Source organism: Bradyrhizobium sp. Rc2d (assembly GCF_900099855.1).
Lineage (GTDB): Bacteria > Pseudomonadota > Alphaproteobacteria > Rhizobiales > Xanthobacteraceae > Bradyrhizobium.
Window position 1 is genome coordinate 16,859 of record NZ_FNCU01000070.1, and the last position, 19,320, is coordinate 36,178.

The following is a 19,320-nucleotide window of genomic DNA, read 5'->3' on the forward strand; positions in this document are numbered from 1 at the left end:
AGAGATCACACCCCCGCCGCGTTGGTCGCGATCACATTGCGATAGAAGCTGGCGCTGAGCTTTGGGGTGCGGACCTGGGTGTCGAAATTGACGTGGTAGAGGCCGAAGCGCTTGTTCAGCCCGTACACCCATTCGAAATTATCCATCAGGCTCCAGAGGAAGTAGCCGCGCACCGGCACGCCCTCACTGGTGGCACGCTGGAGTTGGGCGAGATAGTTGCGCAGATACATGATGCGGTCGGTGTCGTAGATCTTGCCGTCGGGCCTCACGACGTCGTCGCCGGAGGTGCCGTTCTCGCTGATATAGATCGCGTCCGTCTTCCAGATCTTGGCAGCCAGCTTTGGCACCCAATAGATCGTCTCGGGTCCGACGCGCAGCCAGTCCGAATTCATGTGCGGGAACGATTTCGGGATCGGCAGCGGCATGAAGCCGGCCCCCTGGTCGGAAGCCACCACGTAGTTCTGCGGCGCGTAGATGTTGAGGCCGAGGAAATCAACCGGCGAGGAGATGATCTTCAGCTCCGCATCGGTGTATTTCGGCGCGTTGGCCCCGGCGAATTTCAGGAAGGCCTCAGTATACTGGCCCGTCATGATGACGTTGAGATAGCCGCCATTCATCTCGCGCAGCGCGATCTCAGCGGCGCGGACGTTCTCTGGCGTGTCGATCGCGGGCGCGCAGGCATCGATGTTCTCGGCCGGTCCCACCCTGGTGCCGTGGCGGCCATGGGCGCGCACGGCCTGCACCGCGAGCCCGTGCGCGAGCGCGCTGTTGTGCCTGATCTGGTTGATCTCGGCTTGCGGCAGCGTCAGGCCCGGCGCGTCGATGCCAATGCCGTAACCGAAATAAACGAAGCGGCCGCTCTCGTTCAGCGTGAACACGTTGTTGACCCGGTCGGTCAGATGCGCGGCGACATAGGCCGCATAGTCGCCGAAGATCTTGCAGGTCTCGGTCGAGCGCCAGCCGCCGAAGCGATCCTGGAGCGATTGCGGCAGGTCCCAATGATAGAGCGTCAGCCACGGCTCGATGCCGTTCTTGAGCAGCTCGTCGACGAGTCGGTTGTAGAAGTCGAGCCCTTTCGGGTTCGGCTTGCCATCGCCATCCGGAAACACCCGCGGCCAGGCGACCGAAAAGCGATAGGCCTTGCAGCCGAGCTCCTTGATGAGCGCGATATCCTCCTTGTAGCGGCGATAATGCTCATTGGCGCGGTCGCCGGTCGTGCCGTCCTCGATCTTGCCGGGGATGCGCACGAACTTGTCCCAGATCGAAGCCCCGCGCCCGTCCTCGTTGACCGCGCCCTCGACCTGATAGGACGAGGTCGCCGTGCCCCAGACAAAGCCCGCCGGAAAGCCGGTGCCGGCGCGCGGCGGCGGTGCCGGGTTGACCTCGACGGCCCCAACGGGATTTGCGATTCCGGCTGCGGACAGCCCCGCGATTTTCGCGAATTGGCGACGCGAGACCTTGTCCGACATTGATGCTGCCTCCTGAGATGGCTTGGGCCAGACGCCCGACGCTTCGGCGCGGACGCTCTGGCATTATGTCCGGCTTCGACGTCCTGGAAAGTCGGCAAGCCGGGGCCGCCTCCACATAGTTAACTCATTCAACGCCTTTTCCGCAGCGCAATTAATCTAGGCTTCAGGTCTCGCCTATAGGCTGCACTCAGAAAAAACAGTACCTTTTTGGTTGCGAGAATGCCTCCGTCGTCAATTCCCGCCAATCCGCCCCAGGCCGCGCAAGGTCGTGAAAAGTGGGCCACGTTCTTTGGCACGCTCGATTCGCCCAACGTGCGGCTCCTCGCGGGCGGGCTGCTGATACCAAACCTCATCTCGCTCGCAACGATGGCTTCACTGGTCGATATCGGCTTGCCGCCGCGGACCATCGCCATCGCTCTCTATGCCAGCATTGCCATCCTGGCGCGGCGTATTCCCTTCATGCTCACGGTCGCGCTGTTTCTTGCCGTGCTCACCTTCGACATTGTGCAAACGTTGTCTCTCATGTTCGGCATCGGGCTGAGTGACCTAATGGCAGCTGTCGACCACGCGAGGCGCATCAATTTCTTCGCCTCACCGCTTTATTTCGCTTTGATCGTCACACTCGTCACGACCACGGGCGTAAGCCTGGCATGCTTAAGGCCGCGCGCCATGCTTATGAATGCGAACATACCGGTTCTCTTCTTCTTGGCACAGGCGTTCGGCGTGATGGACTATGTCAGCAACGCGTCGCCACACTACCATTTCGGCTCCACGATGGGACGCAACGAGCCGATCCAATCCGCTGCGGAGGTGTCGGGTTTTAGGCAGGCAGCAGGGGCCGACGGAAACAACGTCGTCCTGGTGATCGTCGAGAGCTTGGGCTACCTGAAGGACCAGAACGCCCGAACGCGCATAGCAGAACCCCTGTATGATCAAAGTCTGACCAGGGACTACACCATCACCTCCGGAAAAACGGTCTATTTCGGTTCGACGACATCGGGCGAGATGCGGGAACTATGTAATACGCGCACATTCTACACAGAGTACGTTCAGCACGACACCAACACCTGCCTGCCGGATCTGCTGGCCGCGCGAGGGTATAGCAACATCGCCGTGCACGGCTTCGCTGGAGGTATGTTCGAGCGTGAGCAGTGGTATCCGACAATCGGCTTCGACCAGGAACTCTTCCGCGACGCGCTGGTCAGAACGACCAACCGCGTATGCGGCAGCGCCTTCGCCGGCGCGTGCGATGCGGATCTCGCGCCCGTGATTTCTGCGGCCTCCCGCGAAGCGGGAAAGCAAGGCAAGCCACGCTTCATCTATTGGCTCACATTGAATACCCATATTCCGGTCGCGCCTGGTCAAGCTCTGACGGATTTTCATTGCGAGACCGACGGCGGCGTCTTCGGTCGACCCAAGGTTTGCAGGATGGCCGAACTTTGGCACGACGTATTTGCCGTCGTCGCAAAGATAGCTCGCGACCCAGCCGTGGCGCCGGCCGACATCCTCGTGGTCGGCGACCATGCCCCGCCGTTCTGGTCGAAACATGACCGCGCCCAATTCGAGCCCGGTCAAGTGGCTTGGTACAGGCTCCAGCCCCGGCGAGCGTCTCCTCTGCCGATGCAGGACGCCCGCAACCAACAGCGAGCATCGACAGACGATGCGGATAGCAGTCGAAGTGCGCAATGACCGAGCGCCGGTATTGCACGTGTCTGTCGCTCTCGTCCTCGAAGACCTGTAAAGTGGCTTCACGCCCTCAAGGTTGTCCAGCTGCCGTTTGCCGCTATCAGCCCGGGTATCGGAGCCCAGCGCGATGCCTCTCCTCGCTCAGCGCGAGCGCTTCGACAATTTCGGCAGCTTGTTGGGATTGAACGCCGGCATCTGCTCGGTTCGTTCAGGTGCCGGTGGCTGCTTTTCGGTCAGGATGAGTGTTCCCTGGAGGATCATTCCCGGGACTTGTACGGCCGTCGCCGTGTAGGTCGCGATCTTGCCGGGGCAGTTTCCTTCGATGGTCAGCGTCAGCTCATCATCGTTGCCGAACACCGTTGCGCGTCCATCGGTATGACGCTTCGTCGATACAGTGGCGGTGAAGTGATCTCCATCGACCTGACAGGAGCCATGATACGTCATCAGACTGTCACGGCCCCAGATCTGTCCGTCTGCGACATGGACGATCCCGGTACCCTGGTCGAGCGGCGTCTTGTACCAAGCCGCGTAGGTGCCGTCCTTCAGCATGGGAGCCGTCTCCCCTGGTATTCCCAAGCGGATAGTCCGCATCATTAGCGCTAAGAAAGCGTTAATCGCGCGGCCCGTGCCAATCCGGTCTGTCCTTGCGCAGCTCGGCTTCAAGCTCCTCGATGATGCTGTGAAGCAGACACGCGGCGAGCGGATCTGTCACTTCCCGCTCTAGGCGCCTGTAACGCGCGATCTGGAATTCCTGCTCTTTCAACTGGTGCTCTGTCATCAGGCGGCCCTCCGGCGAACCGACGCGCAGACGGCCGGAGAGTTTCGTTAAAATTTTCGGATCATTTGCGATGGTTTCTGTTTGGTTAAACGAGCAATGCGGCGGCGAGGAATTCAGGGTGCAGCCGATCTCGTGCCATCCGCCCGATCGCCGGAGGCCGCTCTCGATCAATCAAGCCATGTCGCTTGGAAAAGCGGACGTGGAACGCCGACGCGCGTCCGCTACGGACGAACAGGCGACATCAAAGCTGCCGGTTGGGAGGATCAATTCGGGCGCGCCTCGAACGCTCGGCTTCGTTCCTCGCTACTTCTTTTTCACCGCCCCGAAATCCGGCTGCCAAGCGGCTTCCTTGCGGCTCGGCGCCGCGGCGATCACCTTGACTTTTTCCTTCTTCGGCTTCTTGGCTTCGCGATTGCCGCGTTGCTGGCCCTTCGCCATATCGCTCTCCTTTGGTGGTTTGAGTTCGTCGAGTTCGTTCGACTGCAGCACCCGTCCACGCGGAGTGCAGACCCTGACGTCCATGTAGCCTTCGCGCAGCAGTTTTCGCGCGAGCCGCAGCGCGACCGTTGCACTGCCGCGGCCGACATTGGAGCTTCCGTACTCCTTGGTCCCACTGACCAGATACGGCACGCGGGTTGCCCTAGCCATTGAGGATGGCAGCTCCACACACGAGAAGCAGCAAAAACAACGGAACGATCACCGGCGGCACGATCCATTCCGAGATGCGAACACGAGACATCGAATGCTCCTGCGAGGCCTTCGGCGGGAGCATACGTGACCCTCAGTCACCGGTCGAAGCCGTTGAGACGTGCGGTGATGGCAGCGAGCCTACGCCCGTGCCGAGCCAATGGCGAGCGTTAAATGCCGCGCGGGGGACGGCTCCGCTGTGACATCTTCGTTTGCCGGCGGGTCACGATAGTGCTGGCTATTGCTGCGCGAAGGGAGCATGGTCGCGACAGCCAGCATCGGTTGGGCCTTCACTTGCGAAAGGCAGGCGTGCATGACCATCCGCTCGCGGCGAGAAACCGTCAACTTCAAGCATCCGTTCCGCATCCGCGGCATCGAGCGCGTCTTGCCGGCCGGCACCTATGAGGTTGTCACCGACGAGGAGACGATCGAGGGCCTGACCTTCTCGGCCTATCGCCGCATTGCCACGATGATCACCGTGCGCGCCGAAGGCGCTTGCGGCGCCACGGAGATGCTGTCGATCGCCTCGATCGATCTTGCGAACGCGCAAGCTGCGGACGCGAGCATCGCCTATGACTGACCAGCCGGTCGATCTCGACAAGCATCGCGGCATGGCCGCGCAGAAGGCAACCGACCTGCGCCGCGCGTTGGCTGACGTCGAGGCCAATCTCCGCGAGCTGCGCGAGCGCGAAGCCGATCTCGAAAACCGCATGATGACGGTGCCTGCCGCGTCCTGGCCGGAGGCGGCAGTGAAGGCGCGTCATCTGCTCAACCTCTATGCTGCGAGTCTGCCTGCCGAGGATACGCGCCATCGCGCGCTGGTGGCAGCACTGTTCGACGATTTCGCCCGGCTGTCGGGGGAGGGCTGAGACGAACGACGGCCGCCTGCATTCTCGACACGTGCCATGCTTGTGCGACCGGGAAGCGGGCGGCCCGCCGCGGGCGATGATTGGAGGCACGATCGTGCCGGGTCGCAATCAGGTAACGGAGCAAGCCATGACATTGACCAGCGGCCGCTTTATCAGCCACGAATACGACCGGATGATCGTCCGGTTCTCGATGCATGACGGTGCCAGGGAGGTTCCTTGCGCGATCTCCACCTCCGCGATGGACTATCTCGAGCGCGGGCCGCAAGTCCGACCCGAGCAGCGGGAAGCCCAGTTCACGCGCCTGCGGGATCGCATCGAAGCTCGAGCGGCCAGCAAATATCGCGCGACAGAGTTCGAAGGCACGCCACCGGGCATCGTGCTGCGAGGCATCGATTTCAGACCATAGCCCGACGGCATGCTTCCCAATGACGGCGCTCTCTATTCCGCCCGTGCCTTGATCTCGGGCAAGGGTGGCTTGCGCTCAAACGGTTTCTTTTTCGGCGGCGCGGGCAGCAAGCCCTCTCGGATCGCCTGCTTCCGAGCGAGCTTGCGGGCCCGGCGAATGGCTTCAGATTTCTCGCGGGTCTTTCTCTCGGACGGCTTTTCGTAGGAACGCCGCTGCTTCATTTCCCGGAAGACGCCCTCGCGTTGCATTTTCTTCTTGAGAACACGAAGTGCCTGCTCGACGTTGTTGTCTCTGACAAGTACGTGCAATTGATCCTCCTCGCTCAGGGCTGCGGATGCGACACGTCCTGCTGGCAGCCAATTGCGCAGGAGCTTCATTGCGACTTTTGAGGATAGTGGCGGCGACATTCGTCGCGCTGAGCCGATCTGCTTGTCACAGCGATGCAGCTTGGTGGCATCCACGTGACCACTCTCGTGCAGCGCTGTCAATCGATAACGTCTTGCTTGCATGTCGACAGAGGCGCGCGAAGCGCCTCGAATAGCTTTGCCAGCGCCCAAGAAGCGTTCAAGACGCCGGCGCGATAATCGCCTTCAACGCCACCGACGAAACTTAAAGGGGCCGATCACATGCCGGAAAGTGCAGGTCGTGCCTAGAATCAAGCCAGACTGCGGAATCATCACTTTCCTGCTCGCGTCCGGCGCAAATCGGCAGACGTGCGGCTCGCGACGACATTCAACACGCAGAAGCAGGCCTTCAGCTATCTCCAGAAGCATCGAACGGAATTCGAGCGCATGGCGCGGGCGCGACATTGTTCTGTCAGGGCTTCGAGGGCTTTTGATCCCAGGGGCGCTTGCCGTCCGCGTCACGATCCCAAGGCCGCGTTGTGGGCGCACTCTTCTCGGCCTCGGCCGCTTTCGCGCGGTCAACCTTAACCTGTTCGCGATCGGTAAGCGGCGGCTTTTGAGTGGATCTGACTTGAGCGAGGACCGGAAATGTGGTGACCAGCGCAACCATAAGAAATTTCATCATCCCTAAGTCTAGCACTGATATCCGAACGCGTCCGATTTAGTTTGCCGAAGCTCACGCGTCTGCTTTGGATAAAGTAGACATGGCGCAGCGCCGGTGCGAGTCCGCCTCAGGCCGTAGCGGAAAGTAGTGCATCGAGCACGCCTAGAACGTCACCCGCATGCCCGCATAGAACGCCCTTGGCCGCGCCGGGCTGAGCGAGCGCGGGTCGGTGAACTCTGCGCCGCCATTGGTGAAGTTGGGCAAGGCTTCCCGGTCGAAGAACTGGCCATAGGTCGCGTAACGCTTGTCGAAGACGTTGTCGACGCGGCCGTAGAGCTGGACGTTCTTCGTGACCTGATAGGAGGTGTGGAGATTGAATACCGTGTAGGACGGCAGCTTCGCGAACTGGTTCGACTCGTCGCCGACCAGATACTGGCTGGAGACGAACAGCGCGTTGCCGCCAACCTTCCAGACGTCGGTCACGGCGTAGTCGACGCCGATCTTGACGCGATGGCGCGGGATTGCGGGGATCTGGTTGCCGGGCGAGACGTGGATGGTCTCGGTGACGGGATCCCTGAACGGGCTCTCGGAGCCGAGTTCCAGCGGGTCAAGGAAGCGCGCGTCGAGGAAGGCGTAGCTCGCCTGAAACTGGAGCGTGGGCGACTTGATGTTGACTTCGGCTTCGAACCCCTGCCGGCGCGTCCGGCCGACATTGGAAAAATAGCCGAAGCCGGTGCGCCCGACGGCGGGTACCGCAACAATGTCGTCATAGTTGGTGGCGCGGAAGCCGCCGATCTTCCAGCCGAGCGTGCCGATGTTCAGCTCCTTGGTGCCGCGCAGGCCCGCTTCTACTGTCTTGGACACGACCTGCTTCAGCGGCGGGTCGGAGACGAGGAACGCCGCAAGCAGGCAGGGACGGGCTGGATCGGCACAACCGAGCTCGAGCGGCGTCGGCACGCGGTTGGCCTCGGAATAGCCGGCATAGGCGGTCAGCTCGGGCGTGATCTTGTAGGTGCCGCCGAGCACCGGATTGAACCGGGTGAAGGTGTGATCGCCGTTGAGGTCGGTCCCGAGCTGATCTTCCAGCGTGATGCGCGCCACGTTGAAACGGCCGCCGCCGGTGACGGCGAATGCGTCCGTGACGTTGAACGTATCCATCGCGTAGATGCCGTTATACTGGTTGACGGTCCGCAGCGAGACAGGACCGGCAACCGGGTCTGGCGTGCCGGTCGCTCCCAAGAAGACGCCGCTGCCGCTGACGACGTAGTTTTCTCCGATCGAGCCGATCTCGGCGGTCGCATTATAGCGCGTGACACTGGCGTCATAGGTGGCGCCCATCACGAAGCGGTTGTCGTGGCCGAACAGTTGATCGGTGTTGGTGGCCTGCCCCGACACGCCGAGGGTGGTCGACCTTATCGTGCTCCGGTCGATCTCGCCGAGGATGGTCCCCGAGGCGAAGGGATTGGCGAGCTGAAGACCGTTCGTGCCGTTCGCCGGTGTCGTATCGTCGCCGAAGCACAGCAGCCCTGCAATGGCACATTCCTGCACATCGGTCGGATTGCCGTCGACGAGCTTCTGCTCGTAGCGGCGCACATGGGCGGTGCCTTCGAGCGTCCAGGTCGGCGTCGCATCGACCTTGCCGGTGAGGTTGAGATAGCCGACGCGATTGCTCGTGGTCTGCGGTGTGGTGTAGGTCGCGCCCCAATATTTGTCGAGCAGCTCGGCCGGAACGGTGGCGCTGGCGCCGAAATCGTTCTTGGCGACGCCCATGCTGGCGTGGAATTCACTGTCGCCGGCCTTGTAGCCGACATCGCCGTAGAAGCGCCGCACGTCCGATCGGGAGAAATTGCGGAAACCGTTGTCGTGCAGGCCTTCGAGCGCGGCATAGACGCCAAAATTCTTGTCGACCTGCTTGCCCCATTGCGCCGAGCCCTGGATGCGGCCGAACGAGCCGCCCATGACATCGAGCTCCGCACCTTGATAGGTGAAGCCATCCTTCATTTGCAGGTTGATGGCGCCGCCCAGCGCGTTGAGGCCGAAAGCGGGATTGTTGGTCACCAGCGTCACCGACCTGATCGCGGCGGTGGGGATCAGGTCCCAATTGACGGCGTCCGAGAAGGCTTCGTTGATGCGGACCCCGTTCTGGTACACCGCGAGGCCTTGCGGCGTGCCGGTCACGGGCGAGGCGACAAAGCCGCGGAACTCGATGTCGGGCTGAAACGGGTTGCCGGTGACTTCGCTGATGTTGACGCCGGCGATGTTGTCGCGCAGTGCATCGGTGACATTCAGCGAACCGGTGCGCTTGATCTGGCTGGCATCGACGGCATTGATCGCCGACGGGACCTTGTCGACGTCGAGACCTCGGCCGGTGCCCGGCGCGGTCGGATAGACGTAAATGCGTGTCCTGGGGCTCGCGGACGACGGCGCGCCTACGCGGGCGACCGGTCGCGACGGCGCAGTGCGCCTCGCCGTCGATGGCGGTGGTGCGGTCACCTCGACCGGCGGCAGGTTCTGAACGTTGGTCTCATCGTCCTGCGCCGCCGCGGCAGGGCCTGCAAAGACCAATCCCGACATCAGCCCCGTCGACACCGAGGCCATCAACAAACGACGCTTGAACGAAAGACCCTTGCCCATCCCCGCCTTCCCATCCGTGACCACCGGCTGTTTTGATTTTCGCCGTTTGGTCGAGACAAGTGTAATCAGCGGCAGTGGGTGCGCCAGCCACAAAAGGTCGGGAGATATCCGCACCCGTTTTCCCGACCAAATCGGGAATTTTTCCCGATGATCTCGGGCGCGATCAGGCCGCCGCCGTCGGAACCAGCGCCTCGACGGTCAAACCGCTCTCGCCGGAGACGACATTGAGCGTGCCGCCCAGCGCCAGGATCCGCTCGCGCATGCCGACGAGGCCGAAACCGAGCTTCTGACCCGGCTCCATGCCGCGGCCATTGTCGCTGACCCTCACCCGGGCGCAGACGCGGCCGTCGCGTCCGTGCTGTCCCGCCGGCTCGATGACGACGTTGACCGAGGTCGCACCGGCATGGCGGAACACGTTGGTGAGCGCCTCCTGCACGATGCGGTAGATGGTGAGGTCGGCGGTCTCGCCGGTCGCGCCCAGCGCGGGCGAGATCGAGGTCTCGATCGTGACCTCGGGATGCGACTCCCGCCACAGCCGCGACAGCGATTCGAGCGCCTGGCGCAGGCCAAGCTCGGCGAGGCCGACGGGCCGGAGCCGCTCCAGCACGCGGCGGGTGAACTGCTGGAGCGCATTGATCTGCTCCAGCAAGGCGCTGCCGTGCTTTCGGACGGCCTCCGCACTCGGCGCACGTCCGTCCGCCAGCTTCGCCAGCGCGCTGGCATGGGCGCGCAGCGAGAACAGATACGGCCCGAACTCGTCATGCAGCTCGCGCGCGATCTCCTTGCGCTCGACGTCCTGGAGCGACACCGCACGCTCGGCAAGGCGCCGCTTGTCCTCGACCGCCTCGCCGAGCGCTGCCGCGAGATGATTGAGCTTGCCGCAGATCGCGGCGAGCTCGGGCGCGCCGCCCGGCGTGACCCGCGCGTCATAATGCCCGCCCTCGATCTCGGCCATGGTCTCGGCCAACGACTGGAGCGGCACCAGCGCCCGGCCGACCACATTCATCATCACCAGGAACAGCACGACCGCGATGACCGAGCCGACCTCGAGCTGGGTCACGATGCTGTCCCAGATTTCGGCCATTTCGTCGTTCGGATGCGAGGTAATCACGAGCGAGCCGGGCTTGCCATGGATCGAGACGGGCACGCTGACCGCGGTCTGCTCGGGATGAACCAGGCTGACGAACCAGGCCGGCGGCCCGCGCGTGTCGGCGTCGGCATCAGGCCGGGGCGGCGTCAGCGGATTTCCGCCGGCGTCCCGAAGCGCGATGCTGACATGGCGCAGACGGCTGAGATCGCGCGCGATCTGGTTCAATCTCGCATCCGGATCGGGCGCCTCGTTGAGATCGGCAACGATCATCTCGATGAACTCGCGCGCGAGCCGGATCACGCTCTGGTCCTCGGCCTGCACGCGCGGCCCCGCCTCCGCAACCTGGCGGCCGATATTGACGGCGAGCCCGAGTGCCAGCAGCAGCGCCAGCAACAGGTTGATGCGCCCGCGCAAGGATAGATTTTGCCACATTGGTATCGCTCGTGCCCCGCGAAGGTTTTGCCCGCGCCTGTCCGATGACGTTGACAGAGGCGAAGCGGCGGATATCTAATCGGAAGCGTACAGCAATCCCGGCCGGGTTGCATGAGGCGACATGAGACGCGCGCGTCTTGCCTGGTCGGCCTCATGCGGCGCAGAACAGGCCGAGGCTGTCGCGGGGAACGCCTATGCGCATTCTGATCGTCGACGATCATCCCATCGTCGCCTCCGGCTGCCGTGCCGTGCTGGCCGACGAGGGCGAGATCGAGATTTTGGAGGCTGCCGATGCCGAAGACGGCGAGTGCGTCTTCATCGTCGAGCGCCCCGACCTCTGCATCATCGACATCAACCTGCCGACCGTCTCCGGCTTCGAGCTCGCGCGCCGCATCCTCGAGCGCGCGCCCGAGGCCCGCATCATCATGTTCAGCATGAACGACGATCCGGCCTTCGCCGCGCGCGCGATCGAATGCGGCGCCAAGGGCTACGTCTCCAAGACCGGCGACCCCGACGACCTCGTCGAGGCGATCCGCGCCGTCGGCGGCGGCGGCACGTACCTGCCGAGTGCGATCGCGCGCAGCATCGCCTTTGCGGGACCGACGCTGGCGCAAAGCCCGCTGTCGAAGCTGAACGCGCGCGAGATGGAGATCCTGCGGCTGCTCAGCGCCGGAAAAAGCCTGTCCGAGATCGCCTGGCTGGTGCAATCGTCCTACAAGACGGTGGCCAACACCTCCTCGATCATGCGACAGAAGCTCGGGGTGAAGACCTCGGTCGAGCTGGTGCGTCTGGCGATCGACAGCGGCGTTGCCTGACATCGCCACAAATTTCGGTCATACAAGCGTTGCAATCTTGATGTGGTGAGATGCCACGGAGCTTTTGGGCATGACGATTCAGACTGTCTCGACGAACAAATCCTATGGCGGCGTGCAGGGCGTATACCGCCACGCGAGCCAGGCGACCGGAACCGACATGGTGTTCTCGGTCTATGTCCCCCCGCATGCCGACGGCGCCAAGCTGCCCGTGGTCTGGTACCTCTCCGGGCTCACCTGCACGCATGCCAACGTCACCGAGAAGGGCGAATTCCGCAAAGCCTGCGCCGAGCTCGGCCTGATCTTCGTCGCGCCCGACACCTCACCGCGCGGGCCCGACGTGCCTGGTGATGCCAACAACGCCTATGATTTCGGCCTGGGCGCCGGCTTCTACGTCGACGCGACGCAAGAGCCGTTTGCACGCAACTATCGCATGTGGAGCTACGTCACCGACGAGCTGCCGAAGCTGGTGGCGGAGAATTTTCCAGTCGACGCCAAGCGACAATCGGTGATGGGCCATTCGATGGGCGGTCACGGCGCGCTGACGGTGGCGCTGCGCAATCCGCACCGCTACCGCGCGGCAAGCGCCTTCGCCCCAATCGTGGCGCCTTCGCTCGTGCCCTGGGGCATCAAGGCGCTGACCGGTTATCTCGGGCCGAACAAGGATAGCTGGCGCAGCCACGACACGGTGGCGCTGATCGAGGACGGCGCGAAATTCTCCGGCTTCCTGGTCGACGTCGGTGAGGCCGACAATTTCCTGAAAGAACAGCTCAAGCCGGAGCTGCTTGAAGCCGCCTGCACCAAGGCGAGTATCCCGCTGACGCTGCGGCGCCAGGCGGGCTACGACCACAGCTACTATTTCATCTCGACCTTCATGAGCGATCATCTGCACTGGCATGCGGAGAGATTGAAGGGGTGATCGCTGTCTCCTCCCCCTCTCCCCGTTCTTACGGGGAGAGGGTTGGGGTGAGGGGCTCCATCCGCGAAAACGGTGACAGTTGGACTCGCGGAGACTCCCCCTCACCCGGAATTTGCTTTCGCAAATTCCGGCCTCTCCCTGCAGGCGGGGAGAGGCGAACAAGCCCTCTACTCCGGCCGCCCGTAATTCGGCGCCAGCAAGCGGTTGCGGATCAGGTAGCTCATCGTTCGCGTCCAGGATTCATCGCTGTTGCCGCGCATGTCGGCGCTGGCGACCGTGATCATGTTGCCGGATTTCACGTCGCGCAGATAGATGTTCAGGTTGATGATCAGGTTCGAGACCTTCTGCACGAGCCCGGTGATCTCCAGCTCGGCGCCGAGCTGCCCGGCCAGCTTGAGGTCGCAGCCGCCGCAGGCTTGCAAGTTCGCGTGACGGGCGGCATCCCTGATTGGGGCGATGTCGAGCACCTGGAACCTGCCTGAATCAGCCAGCTCCTTGCGCAGCTGCTCGCTGATGCGCTCCAGCCGCGCCAGCTCGGGCCTCGAGCCGTAGAACTCGCCAGGCAGGCTGGTGTCGATCAGCTCGAAATCGAACACCGCCAGTTTCGGCGGGTCGGCGAGCGCGACCGATCCGGTCAATAGCAAAGCGGCGAGACATATCAGTGCTCGCACGATCGTGATTCCAGTCCCCATGCGCGCGAGGACGAAATGCGGGGTTGCATGCCCTGACAAATTGGTCATGCTTTAGCAGAGACAATTCTCCAACGGCGGTCAAGCCGGAGAGATCGTCCGGAGGAAACATGATCCGATGGTTGGTCGGCCTGATCGGCTTGGGTGTTGCCGCGACGAGCGCGCTCGCGGCGGACCCTGTTACGATCGGCGTCGGCTATCTCGGCGTCGCCGGCACCAGATCGACGCTATCGTTGGTCGAGCAGCCTGCGGAGAATGACGGCGTCGCCGGCGTCCGTCTCGCCATCGAGGACAACAACACCACCGGAAAATTCTTGGGCCAGCGCTTTACGCTGGAGGAGCGCCGCATCAAGGAAGGTGAGGATCCGGTCCAGGTCGCGACCGCGCTCGCCGAGAAGAACGGTTTCATCATCGCCGACCTGCCAGCCGATGCGCTGCTGAAAGTCTCGGATGCCCTGCGAGAGCGCGGCACGCTGCTGTTCAACGTCGGCGCAATCGACGAGCGGCTGCGCGAGGCTGATTGCCGCGCCAACGTCATCCACACCGCGCCGACGCGCGCGATGCTGGCGGATGCGCTCGGGCAATATCTGGTGTGGAAGCAGTGGAAACGCTGGCTGCTGGTGGTCGGCTCGCATGACGAGGACAAGCTGTTCGCCGATGCACTCCGGCGCACCGCAACGCGGTTCGGCGCCAAGATCGTGCAGGAGCGCACCTTCGAGGACAAAGGCGGCGCGCGCCGGACTGACTCCGGCGTGACGCTGATCCAGCGGCAGATGCCGGTGTTCACGCAGCAGGCGCCGGCATACGACGTGCTCGTTGTCGCCGACGAGAGCGAGGTGTTCGGCGCCTATTTGCCCTATCGCACCTGGGATCCGCGCCCCGTCGCGGGCTCGGCCGGCCTCGTGCCGCGCAGCTGGGACGCCGCGCAGGACCAGTGGGGCGCAATCCAGATGCAGAACCGCTTCGTCAAGCTGAATTCACGGCGCATGACCGCGCTCGACATGCAGGCCTGGACCGCGGTGCGCATGATCGGCGAAGCCACCTCGCGCACCAATTCCGGCGACGTCAAGAAAGTCACCGATTTCATCAAGGGCCCGGATTTCTCGGTCGCCGCCTTCAAGGGCACGCGGCTCACCCTGCGCGACTGGAATCTCCAGCTTCGCCAGCCGATCCTGCTGGTCGACGGCCGCATGGTGGTAACGGTGTCGCCACAGGAGGGATTCTTGCACCAGGTCTCCGAGCTCGACACGCTTGGCTATGACCGCCCGGAGAGCAAATGCAAGCTGAAATGAGAATTGTGAGATGAGCTCAAGCTGCCACCGCGACGACACTGCGCCCCCTCCCCCGCTTGCGGGGGAGGGTTGGGGAGAGGGTGTCTCCACGAAGAAGACTCCTCAACCGGAGCGAGCCCTCTCCCGTATCGCATCTCACGATGCGATACGACCTCCCCCGCAAGCGGGGGAGGTGAAGCCAGCCCGCGGACAGATGTCACGCATGCTGGGGACCGCGTTGCTTGTGGCTCTAGCGCTCGTCACAGCGCCCGCGCATGCGTTCATCGCCTATGTCTCGAACGAGAAGAGCAACACGGTGTCGGTGATCGATACCGACAGCTGGACCGTGACCAAGACCATCAAGGTCGGCCAGCGCCCGCGTGGCATCGATTTCACCCGCGACGGCAAGTTCGTGATGGTCGCGGTCGGCGACGACGACACCATCCAGGTGATCGACGCCAAGACGCAAAGCGTGGTGGACAGCCTGCCCTCCGGCCCCGACCCGGAATTGTTCGCCCAGGATGCCGCCGGAAAGGTCCTCTACGTCGCCAACGAGAACGACAACACGGTGACCGTGATCGACCTCGAGAAGCGCGCCCGGCTCAGCGACATCCAGGTCGGCGTCGAGCCCGAGGGCATGACCATCAGCCCCGACGGCAAGACGCTGATCAACACGTCCGAGACGACCAACATGGCGCATTTCATCGACACATCTTCGCGCCAGATCGTTGCCAACGTGCTGGTCGATGCGCGGCCGCGCTTTGCCGAGTTCAAGCATGACAGTTCGGAACTGTGGGTGTCCTCCGAGATCGGCGGCACCGTGTCGATCATCGATCCCGGGAAGCACGAGGTGATCGGCAAGGTCACCTTCGAGATCCCCGGCCTGCGGAAAGAGGCGATCCAGCCGGTCGGCATCGGCATGACCAAGGACGACAAGACCGCCTTCATCGCGCTCGGCCCCGCCAACCGCATCGCCGTGGTCGACGTCGCCACGCGCAAGGTGACGAAATATCTGCTGGTCGGACAGCGGGTCTGGCACATGGCGTTCACGCCGGATGAAAAATACCTGCTCACCACCAACGGCGTGTCGAACGATGTCTCCGTCATCGACGTCGCCGCGCAAAAAGTGATCAAGACCATTCAGGTGGGCGAACTGCCCTGGGGCGTCGCGATCGCGCCATGACCAGCCCTGCCCCCACCGCCGAACCGCGCGAGACCTCGAGGCCGGAAGCGGCCGCGGTGCCAGCGCTGTCGATCGACGGCGTCAGCCATTCTTACGGGCCGCGACGGGCGCTGACCGATGTCTCCTTCAACGTGCAGCCGGCGAGCTTCACGGCGCTGCTCGGCCTCAACGGCGCCGGCAAGAGCACGCTGTTCTCGCTGATCACGCGCCTGTTCGGCATCCGAGCCGGGCGCATCGGCATCTTCGGTCACGACATCAGCAAGAGCCCCGGCGAGGCGCTGCGGCTGCTCGGTGTCGTGTTCCAGCCGCGCACGCTCGATCTCGACCTCTCGCTGACGCAGAACCTGCTCTATCACGCTGCACTCCACGGCATCAGCCGCCGCGAGGCCGCCGCACGCAGCGCCGAACTGCTCGGCCGCATCGGGCTCGAAGAACGCGCCGGCAGCAGGGTGCGCGATCTCTCCGGCGGACAGATGCGGCGGCTGGAGATCGCACGGGCACTGCTGCACCGGCCGCGGCTGCTGTTGCTGGACGAGCCGACCGTCGGCCTCGATGTCAAGGCGCGCGCCGACATCATCGGCCATGTCCGCCAGCTCGTGACCGAGCAAGGCATCGGCGTGCTCTGGGCCACGCACTTGTTCGACGAGATCATGCCCGGCGACGATCTCGTGGTGCTGCACCAGGGCAAGGTGCTGGCGCAGGGCCCGATGAGCCGCGTCGTCACGGAAGCCGGCGCGCAGGACGTCAATACCGCCTTCATGCGCCTGACCGGCGCACAAACCATGCCGGGAGGCGGCGCATGAGCAGCATCGCCACCCGCGAGGCGCCGCGCGGCTTCTCGTTCGCCGAGTACATGACCTGCCTCACCGGTATCGTCTGGCGCGAGGGCCTGCGCTTCCTGCATCAGCGCGAGCGTTTCGTCTCGGCTTTGGTGCGGCCCTTGGTGTGGCTGTTCATCTTCGCCGCCGGCTTCCGCCAGGTGCTCGGCATTTCCATCATCCCGCCCTACGAGACCTACATCCTCTACGAGGTCTATATCGCGCCCGGACTGATGGCGATGATCCAGCTCTTCAACGGCATGCAGTCCTCGCTCTCGATGGTCTATGACCGCGAGATGGGCAATATGCGCACGCTGCTGGTCAGCCCGCTGCCGCGCGGGTTCCTGCTGTTCTGCAAGCTGCTCGCGGGCACTGCGGTGTCGCTGCTCCAGGTCTATGCGTTCCTCTTGATCGCCTGGTTCTGGGACATCACCCCGCCGCCATCGGGCTATCTCACCGTGCTGCCGGCGTTGATCCTGTGCGGGCTGATGCTGGGCTCGCTCGGCATGCTGATCTCCTCCGGCATCAAGCAGCTGGAAAATTTCGCCGGCGTCATGAATTTTGTCATTTTCCCGATGTTCTTCGCCTCCTCCGCGCTTTATCCGCTCTGGCGGGTCCAGGAGGGCAGCCCTTATCTGTATTACCTCTGCGAGGCCAATCCGTTCACTCATGCGGTCGAGCTGATCCGATTTGCGCTGTACGGACAGATCAACTGGATTTCGCTGGCGGTGGTCGCGATCTGCACAATCGTCTTCATGATCGGCGCGATTTTCGCCTATGATCCGTCGCGCGGGCTGGCGCGACGCGGGCCTGCGGGAGGCGAAGGATGAAGGTTCTGATCCTGGCTGCCATGGCAATTGCGCTGTCGAGCACGGCCGCGCGCGCGGCCGATTCGCGCTATCCGGACTGGCCCTGCACCCAGGCCAAGGTGCCGGAGATTTCGCTTGCGGCCGTCTGGGCCGGCCCGCCGCTCGACGACGTCCAGAACAAATGGAAGGACGATGCCAAGATCAGCGCGCTGGTCGCAAAGCTGTCGGCGCGCAAGACGCCGCTCGACGAGGCCGAGAAGTCGGTGAGGGAGTTTCTGGCTGCCTCCGCGTCCGACAAGACCGCGAATGCCAAACTGCTGTTTGCCGGCCTGTTCGACACGCTCAACGCCCAGCGCTCCCAGGTCATGAACGGGCTCGAACGCGTCAGCCGCAAGCAGCGCGAGGCCGCCGACAAGATCCGTGAGGAGACGCTGGCGCTCCAGGCGCTCCAGGGTGCAACGCCGCGCGACGATGCCAAGGTCGAGGCGCTCAGCAACGAACTGATCTGGAAGACCCGCATTTTCGAGGATCGTCACAAAGTGGTGCGATTTGTCTGCGAGGTTCCGACCACGATCGACCAGCGCCTGTTCGCGCTCGGGCGCGTGATCCAGCAGGAAATGGAATAGCGTCAGGCTCGCTGACGACGCACCAAAGTTCCCGTGATATCAGCGCGATCGTTAAACCTTTCGCCGCGCTATCTGGCGGAACCAAATCGCTCCAGGATGTCTTGTCGAAGTCAATCCAAGACATCCAATCAAGGACATCGGAGGCCTCGATGGGAACAACAAGATTCATCTTCGCGGGCGCTGCGGTCATCACCATGCTCTCATCCAGCGCCCTTGCCGACGACATGACCGGAATGGTCACGCGGATCGATCGGCTCAATGGCACGATCTCGATCCAGCAGACGCAGAAAGGCACGGTCGGCGCCAGCTCAGGCAACGCCGGCGCGCTCCAGGAGTACAAGGCGAAGGACGCGGCAATGCTGGAGGCGGTCCATGCCGGCGACAGGGTGAATTATGCAGCCACCGAGACGAACGGCACCGGCACGCTGACGAAGTTGGAGAAGCAGAAGCCGTAGCACTGGTCCCTGCCTCTCCCGCTTGCGGCAGGACAATCGCATTTGAAAGCGACCTCCCTACGGCCATCCTTCGAGACGCCCGCTTGAGGCGGCTCCTCAGAGCCTGACTCAAAAAGGGCGGCGAGCTTTTTAGGGTGCAGCGAGGCGTCTTGTCAGCAGCCTGAGATGGGCAACATGAAGCCAGGCAAGCTCTGTCGCGGCCGAGCCTTCAAAGTCTCTGGTGAGGCGTCGGCAGCGACCGAGCCACGCAAAGGTGCGTTCGACCACCCAACGTTTGGGCAGGAGCTGGAAGCCCTTGACCCCCGGTGGTCGCTGGACGATTTCGATTGTCCACGGTCCACAGTGGGACAGCGCGTTGGTAAGCTGTTTGCCGCGGTAAACCCGATCGGCAAAGACATGTTGGAGGCTCGGGAAGCGGTCTCGCAGGTGCTCGAGCAAGGGGACCGCGCCATGGACATCCTGAACGTTCGCAGGATGGACATAGGCTGCGAGCAGAAGGCCATTGGTATCGGTGACGATGTGCCGCTTGCGCCCATGCAGGCGCTTGCCGGGATCGAAGCCACGAGGTCCTCCGGCCTGCGTTGTCGAAGCAGTTTGGCTGTCGATGACGGCAGCCGTCGGCGTTGGCTTGTGGCCGAGCTTCTTCCGTGCCCGCCGCACCAGGATTCGAACGATCCGG

21 protein-coding genes are annotated in these 19,320 nt (G+C 63.4%); 12 read left to right on the plus strand and 9 right to left on the minus strand.

Annotation, left to right across the window (positions count from 1 at the left end; genetic code table 11):
* Positions 1 to 5 precede the first annotated feature (5 nt).
* Complete coding sequence (locus tag BLV07_RS42360; RefSeq protein ID WP_091898385.1) at positions 6 to 1,469, minus strand: GH1 family beta-glucosidase; 1,464 nt, start codon at positions 1,467 to 1,469, stop codon at positions 6 to 8.
* A gap of 219 nt (positions 1,470 to 1,688) precedes the next feature.
* Between BLV07_RS42360 and BLV07_RS42365 the strand changes: the two genes are divergently transcribed.
* Positions 1,689 to 3,158 carry a sulfatase-like hydrolase/transferase gene (locus tag BLV07_RS42365; RefSeq protein WP_091898387.1) on the plus strand — a complete coding sequence of 490 codons (1,470 nt, stop codon included), beginning with the start codon at positions 1,689 to 1,691 and terminating at the stop codon, positions 3,156 to 3,158.
* 138 nt (positions 3,159 to 3,296) lie between these two features.
* Here BLV07_RS42365 and BLV07_RS42370 read toward each other — a convergent pair whose 3' ends face one another.
* The 3 genes from BLV07_RS42370 to BLV07_RS48180 all read right to left on the minus strand — a co-directional run bounded on the left by BLV07_RS42370 (position 3,297) and on the right by BLV07_RS48180 (position 4,581).
* Positions 3,297 to 3,704 (minus strand): hypothetical protein, encoded by a 408-nt coding sequence (locus BLV07_RS42370; RefSeq protein WP_176946119.1) that lies wholly within the window; start codon positions 3,702 to 3,704, stop codon positions 3,297 to 3,299.
* A gap of 61 nt (positions 3,705 to 3,765) precedes the next feature.
* A complete protein-coding gene (locus tag BLV07_RS42375) occupies positions 3,766 to 4,104 on the minus strand; it encodes a hypothetical protein (RefSeq protein ID WP_091898389.1) in 339 nt (112 codons plus the stop codon).
* 132 nt (positions 4,105 to 4,236) lie between these two features.
* Positions 4,237 to 4,581, minus strand: coding sequence for a hypothetical protein (locus tag BLV07_RS48180; RefSeq protein ID WP_176946118.1), 345 nt, complete (start codon positions 4,579 to 4,581; stop codon positions 4,237 to 4,239).
* 352 nt (positions 4,582 to 4,933) lie between these two features.
* On the opposite strand from BLV07_RS48180, the gene BLV07_RS42385 reads away from it, so the two are divergent.
* The 3 genes from BLV07_RS42385 (at position 4,934) to BLV07_RS42395 (ending at position 5,895) form a co-directional block, all read left to right on the plus strand.
* On the plus strand, positions 4,934 to 5,200 hold the full coding sequence (locus BLV07_RS42385) for a hypothetical protein (protein WP_091898418.1): 267 nt from the start codon (positions 4,934 to 4,936) through the stop codon (positions 5,198 to 5,200).
* Positions 5,193 to 5,489 (plus strand): hypothetical protein, encoded by a 297-nt coding sequence (locus tag BLV07_RS42390; protein ID WP_091898391.1) that lies wholly within the window; start codon positions 5,193 to 5,195, stop codon positions 5,487 to 5,489. The genes BLV07_RS42385 and BLV07_RS42390 overlap by 8 nt, the downstream gene beginning before the upstream one ends.
* A gap of 127 nt (positions 5,490 to 5,616) precedes the next feature.
* Entirely contained in the window at positions 5,617 to 5,895 is a 279-nt protein-coding gene (locus BLV07_RS42395; protein WP_091898420.1) for a DUF1488 family protein, read from the plus strand.
* Between the two features lie 32 nt (positions 5,896 to 5,927).
* Here BLV07_RS42395 and rpsU read toward each other — a convergent pair whose 3' ends face one another.
* The 3 genes from rpsU to BLV07_RS42420 form a co-directional block, all read right to left on the minus strand.
* Complete coding sequence (gene rpsU, locus BLV07_RS42400; RefSeq protein ID WP_027572522.1) at positions 5,928 to 6,203, minus strand: 30S ribosomal protein S21; 276 nt, start codon at positions 6,201 to 6,203, stop codon at positions 5,928 to 5,930.
* Positions 6,204 to 7,065: 862 nt separating this feature from the next.
* Positions 7,066 to 9,537 (minus strand): TonB-dependent receptor, encoded by a 2,472-nt coding sequence (locus tag BLV07_RS42415; protein ID WP_176946120.1) that lies wholly within the window; start codon positions 9,535 to 9,537, stop codon positions 7,066 to 7,068.
* A gap of 163 nt (positions 9,538 to 9,700) precedes the next feature.
* Positions 9,701 to 11,059, minus strand: coding sequence for a histidine kinase (locus tag BLV07_RS42420; RefSeq protein WP_091898397.1), 1,359 nt, complete (start codon positions 11,057 to 11,059; stop codon positions 9,701 to 9,703).
* Positions 11,060 to 11,253: 194 nt separating this feature from the next.
* Here BLV07_RS42420 and BLV07_RS42425 point away from each other — a divergent pair, with 194 nt between their 5' ends.
* Both BLV07_RS42425 and fghA read left to right on the plus strand, forming a co-directional pair.
* On the plus strand, positions 11,254 to 11,874 hold the full coding sequence (locus BLV07_RS42425; RefSeq protein WP_018320706.1) for a response regulator: 621 nt from the start codon (positions 11,254 to 11,256) through the stop codon (positions 11,872 to 11,874).
* A 70-nt stretch (positions 11,875 to 11,944) separates the two neighbouring features.
* Positions 11,945 to 12,790, plus strand: coding sequence for an S-formylglutathione hydrolase (gene fghA, locus BLV07_RS42430; protein WP_091898399.1), 846 nt, complete (start codon positions 11,945 to 11,947; stop codon positions 12,788 to 12,790).
* Between the two features lie 167 nt (positions 12,791 to 12,957).
* Here the strand turns inward: fghA and BLV07_RS42435 are convergent, their stop codons facing one another.
* Positions 12,958 to 13,530: a DUF3280 domain-containing protein gene (locus BLV07_RS42435; RefSeq protein WP_091898400.1), complete on the minus strand. Its 573-nt coding sequence runs from the start codon at positions 13,528 to 13,530 to the stop codon at positions 12,958 to 12,960.
* Between the two features lie 59 nt (positions 13,531 to 13,589).
* Between BLV07_RS42435 and BLV07_RS42440 the strand changes: the two genes are divergently transcribed.
* The 6 genes from BLV07_RS42440 to BLV07_RS42465 all read left to right on the plus strand — a co-directional run bounded on the left by BLV07_RS42440 (position 13,590) and on the right by BLV07_RS42465 (position 18,641).
* Positions 13,590 to 14,771 carry a lanthanide ABC transporter ABC transporter substrate-binding protein PedA1 gene (locus BLV07_RS42440; RefSeq protein WP_091898402.1) on the plus strand — a complete coding sequence of 394 codons (1,182 nt, stop codon included), beginning with the start codon at positions 13,590 to 13,592 and terminating at the stop codon, positions 14,769 to 14,771.
* Between the two features lie 193 nt (positions 14,772 to 14,964).
* Positions 14,965 to 15,933 carry a YVTN family beta-propeller repeat protein gene (locus tag BLV07_RS42445; protein WP_091898404.1) on the plus strand — a complete coding sequence of 323 codons (969 nt, stop codon included), beginning with the start codon at positions 14,965 to 14,967 and terminating at the stop codon, positions 15,931 to 15,933.
* The gene (locus BLV07_RS42450; RefSeq protein WP_091898406.1) at positions 15,930 to 16,736 is read left to right on the plus strand and encodes a lanthanide ABC transporter ATP-binding protein PedB/LutE; all 807 of its coding nucleotides are present in this window, start codon (positions 15,930 to 15,932) and stop codon (positions 16,734 to 16,736) included. The genes BLV07_RS42445 and BLV07_RS42450 overlap by 4 nt, the downstream gene beginning before the upstream one ends.
* Positions 16,733 to 17,581, plus strand: a complete 849-nt coding sequence (locus BLV07_RS42455; RefSeq protein ID WP_091898408.1) for a lanthanide ABC transporter permease protein PedC — start codon at positions 16,733 to 16,735, stop codon at positions 17,579 to 17,581. The genes BLV07_RS42450 and BLV07_RS42455 overlap by 4 nt, the downstream gene beginning before the upstream one ends.
* A complete protein-coding gene (locus BLV07_RS42460) occupies positions 17,578 to 18,186 on the plus strand; it encodes a hypothetical protein (RefSeq protein ID WP_091898410.1) in 609 nt (202 codons plus the stop codon). Before BLV07_RS42455 ends, BLV07_RS42460 begins: the two co-directional genes overlap by 4 nt.
* 149 nt (positions 18,187 to 18,335) lie before the next feature.
* Positions 18,336 to 18,641 (plus strand): copper-binding protein, encoded by a 306-nt coding sequence (locus BLV07_RS42465; protein ID WP_091898412.1) that lies wholly within the window; start codon positions 18,336 to 18,338, stop codon positions 18,639 to 18,641.
* A 129-nt stretch (positions 18,642 to 18,770) separates the two neighbouring features.
* On the opposite strand, the gene BLV07_RS42470 is transcribed toward BLV07_RS42465, so the two are convergent.
* On the minus strand, positions 18,771 to 19,320 hold a 550-nt coding region (locus tag BLV07_RS42470; RefSeq protein ID WP_091898422.1), incomplete at its 5' end, for an IS5 family transposase.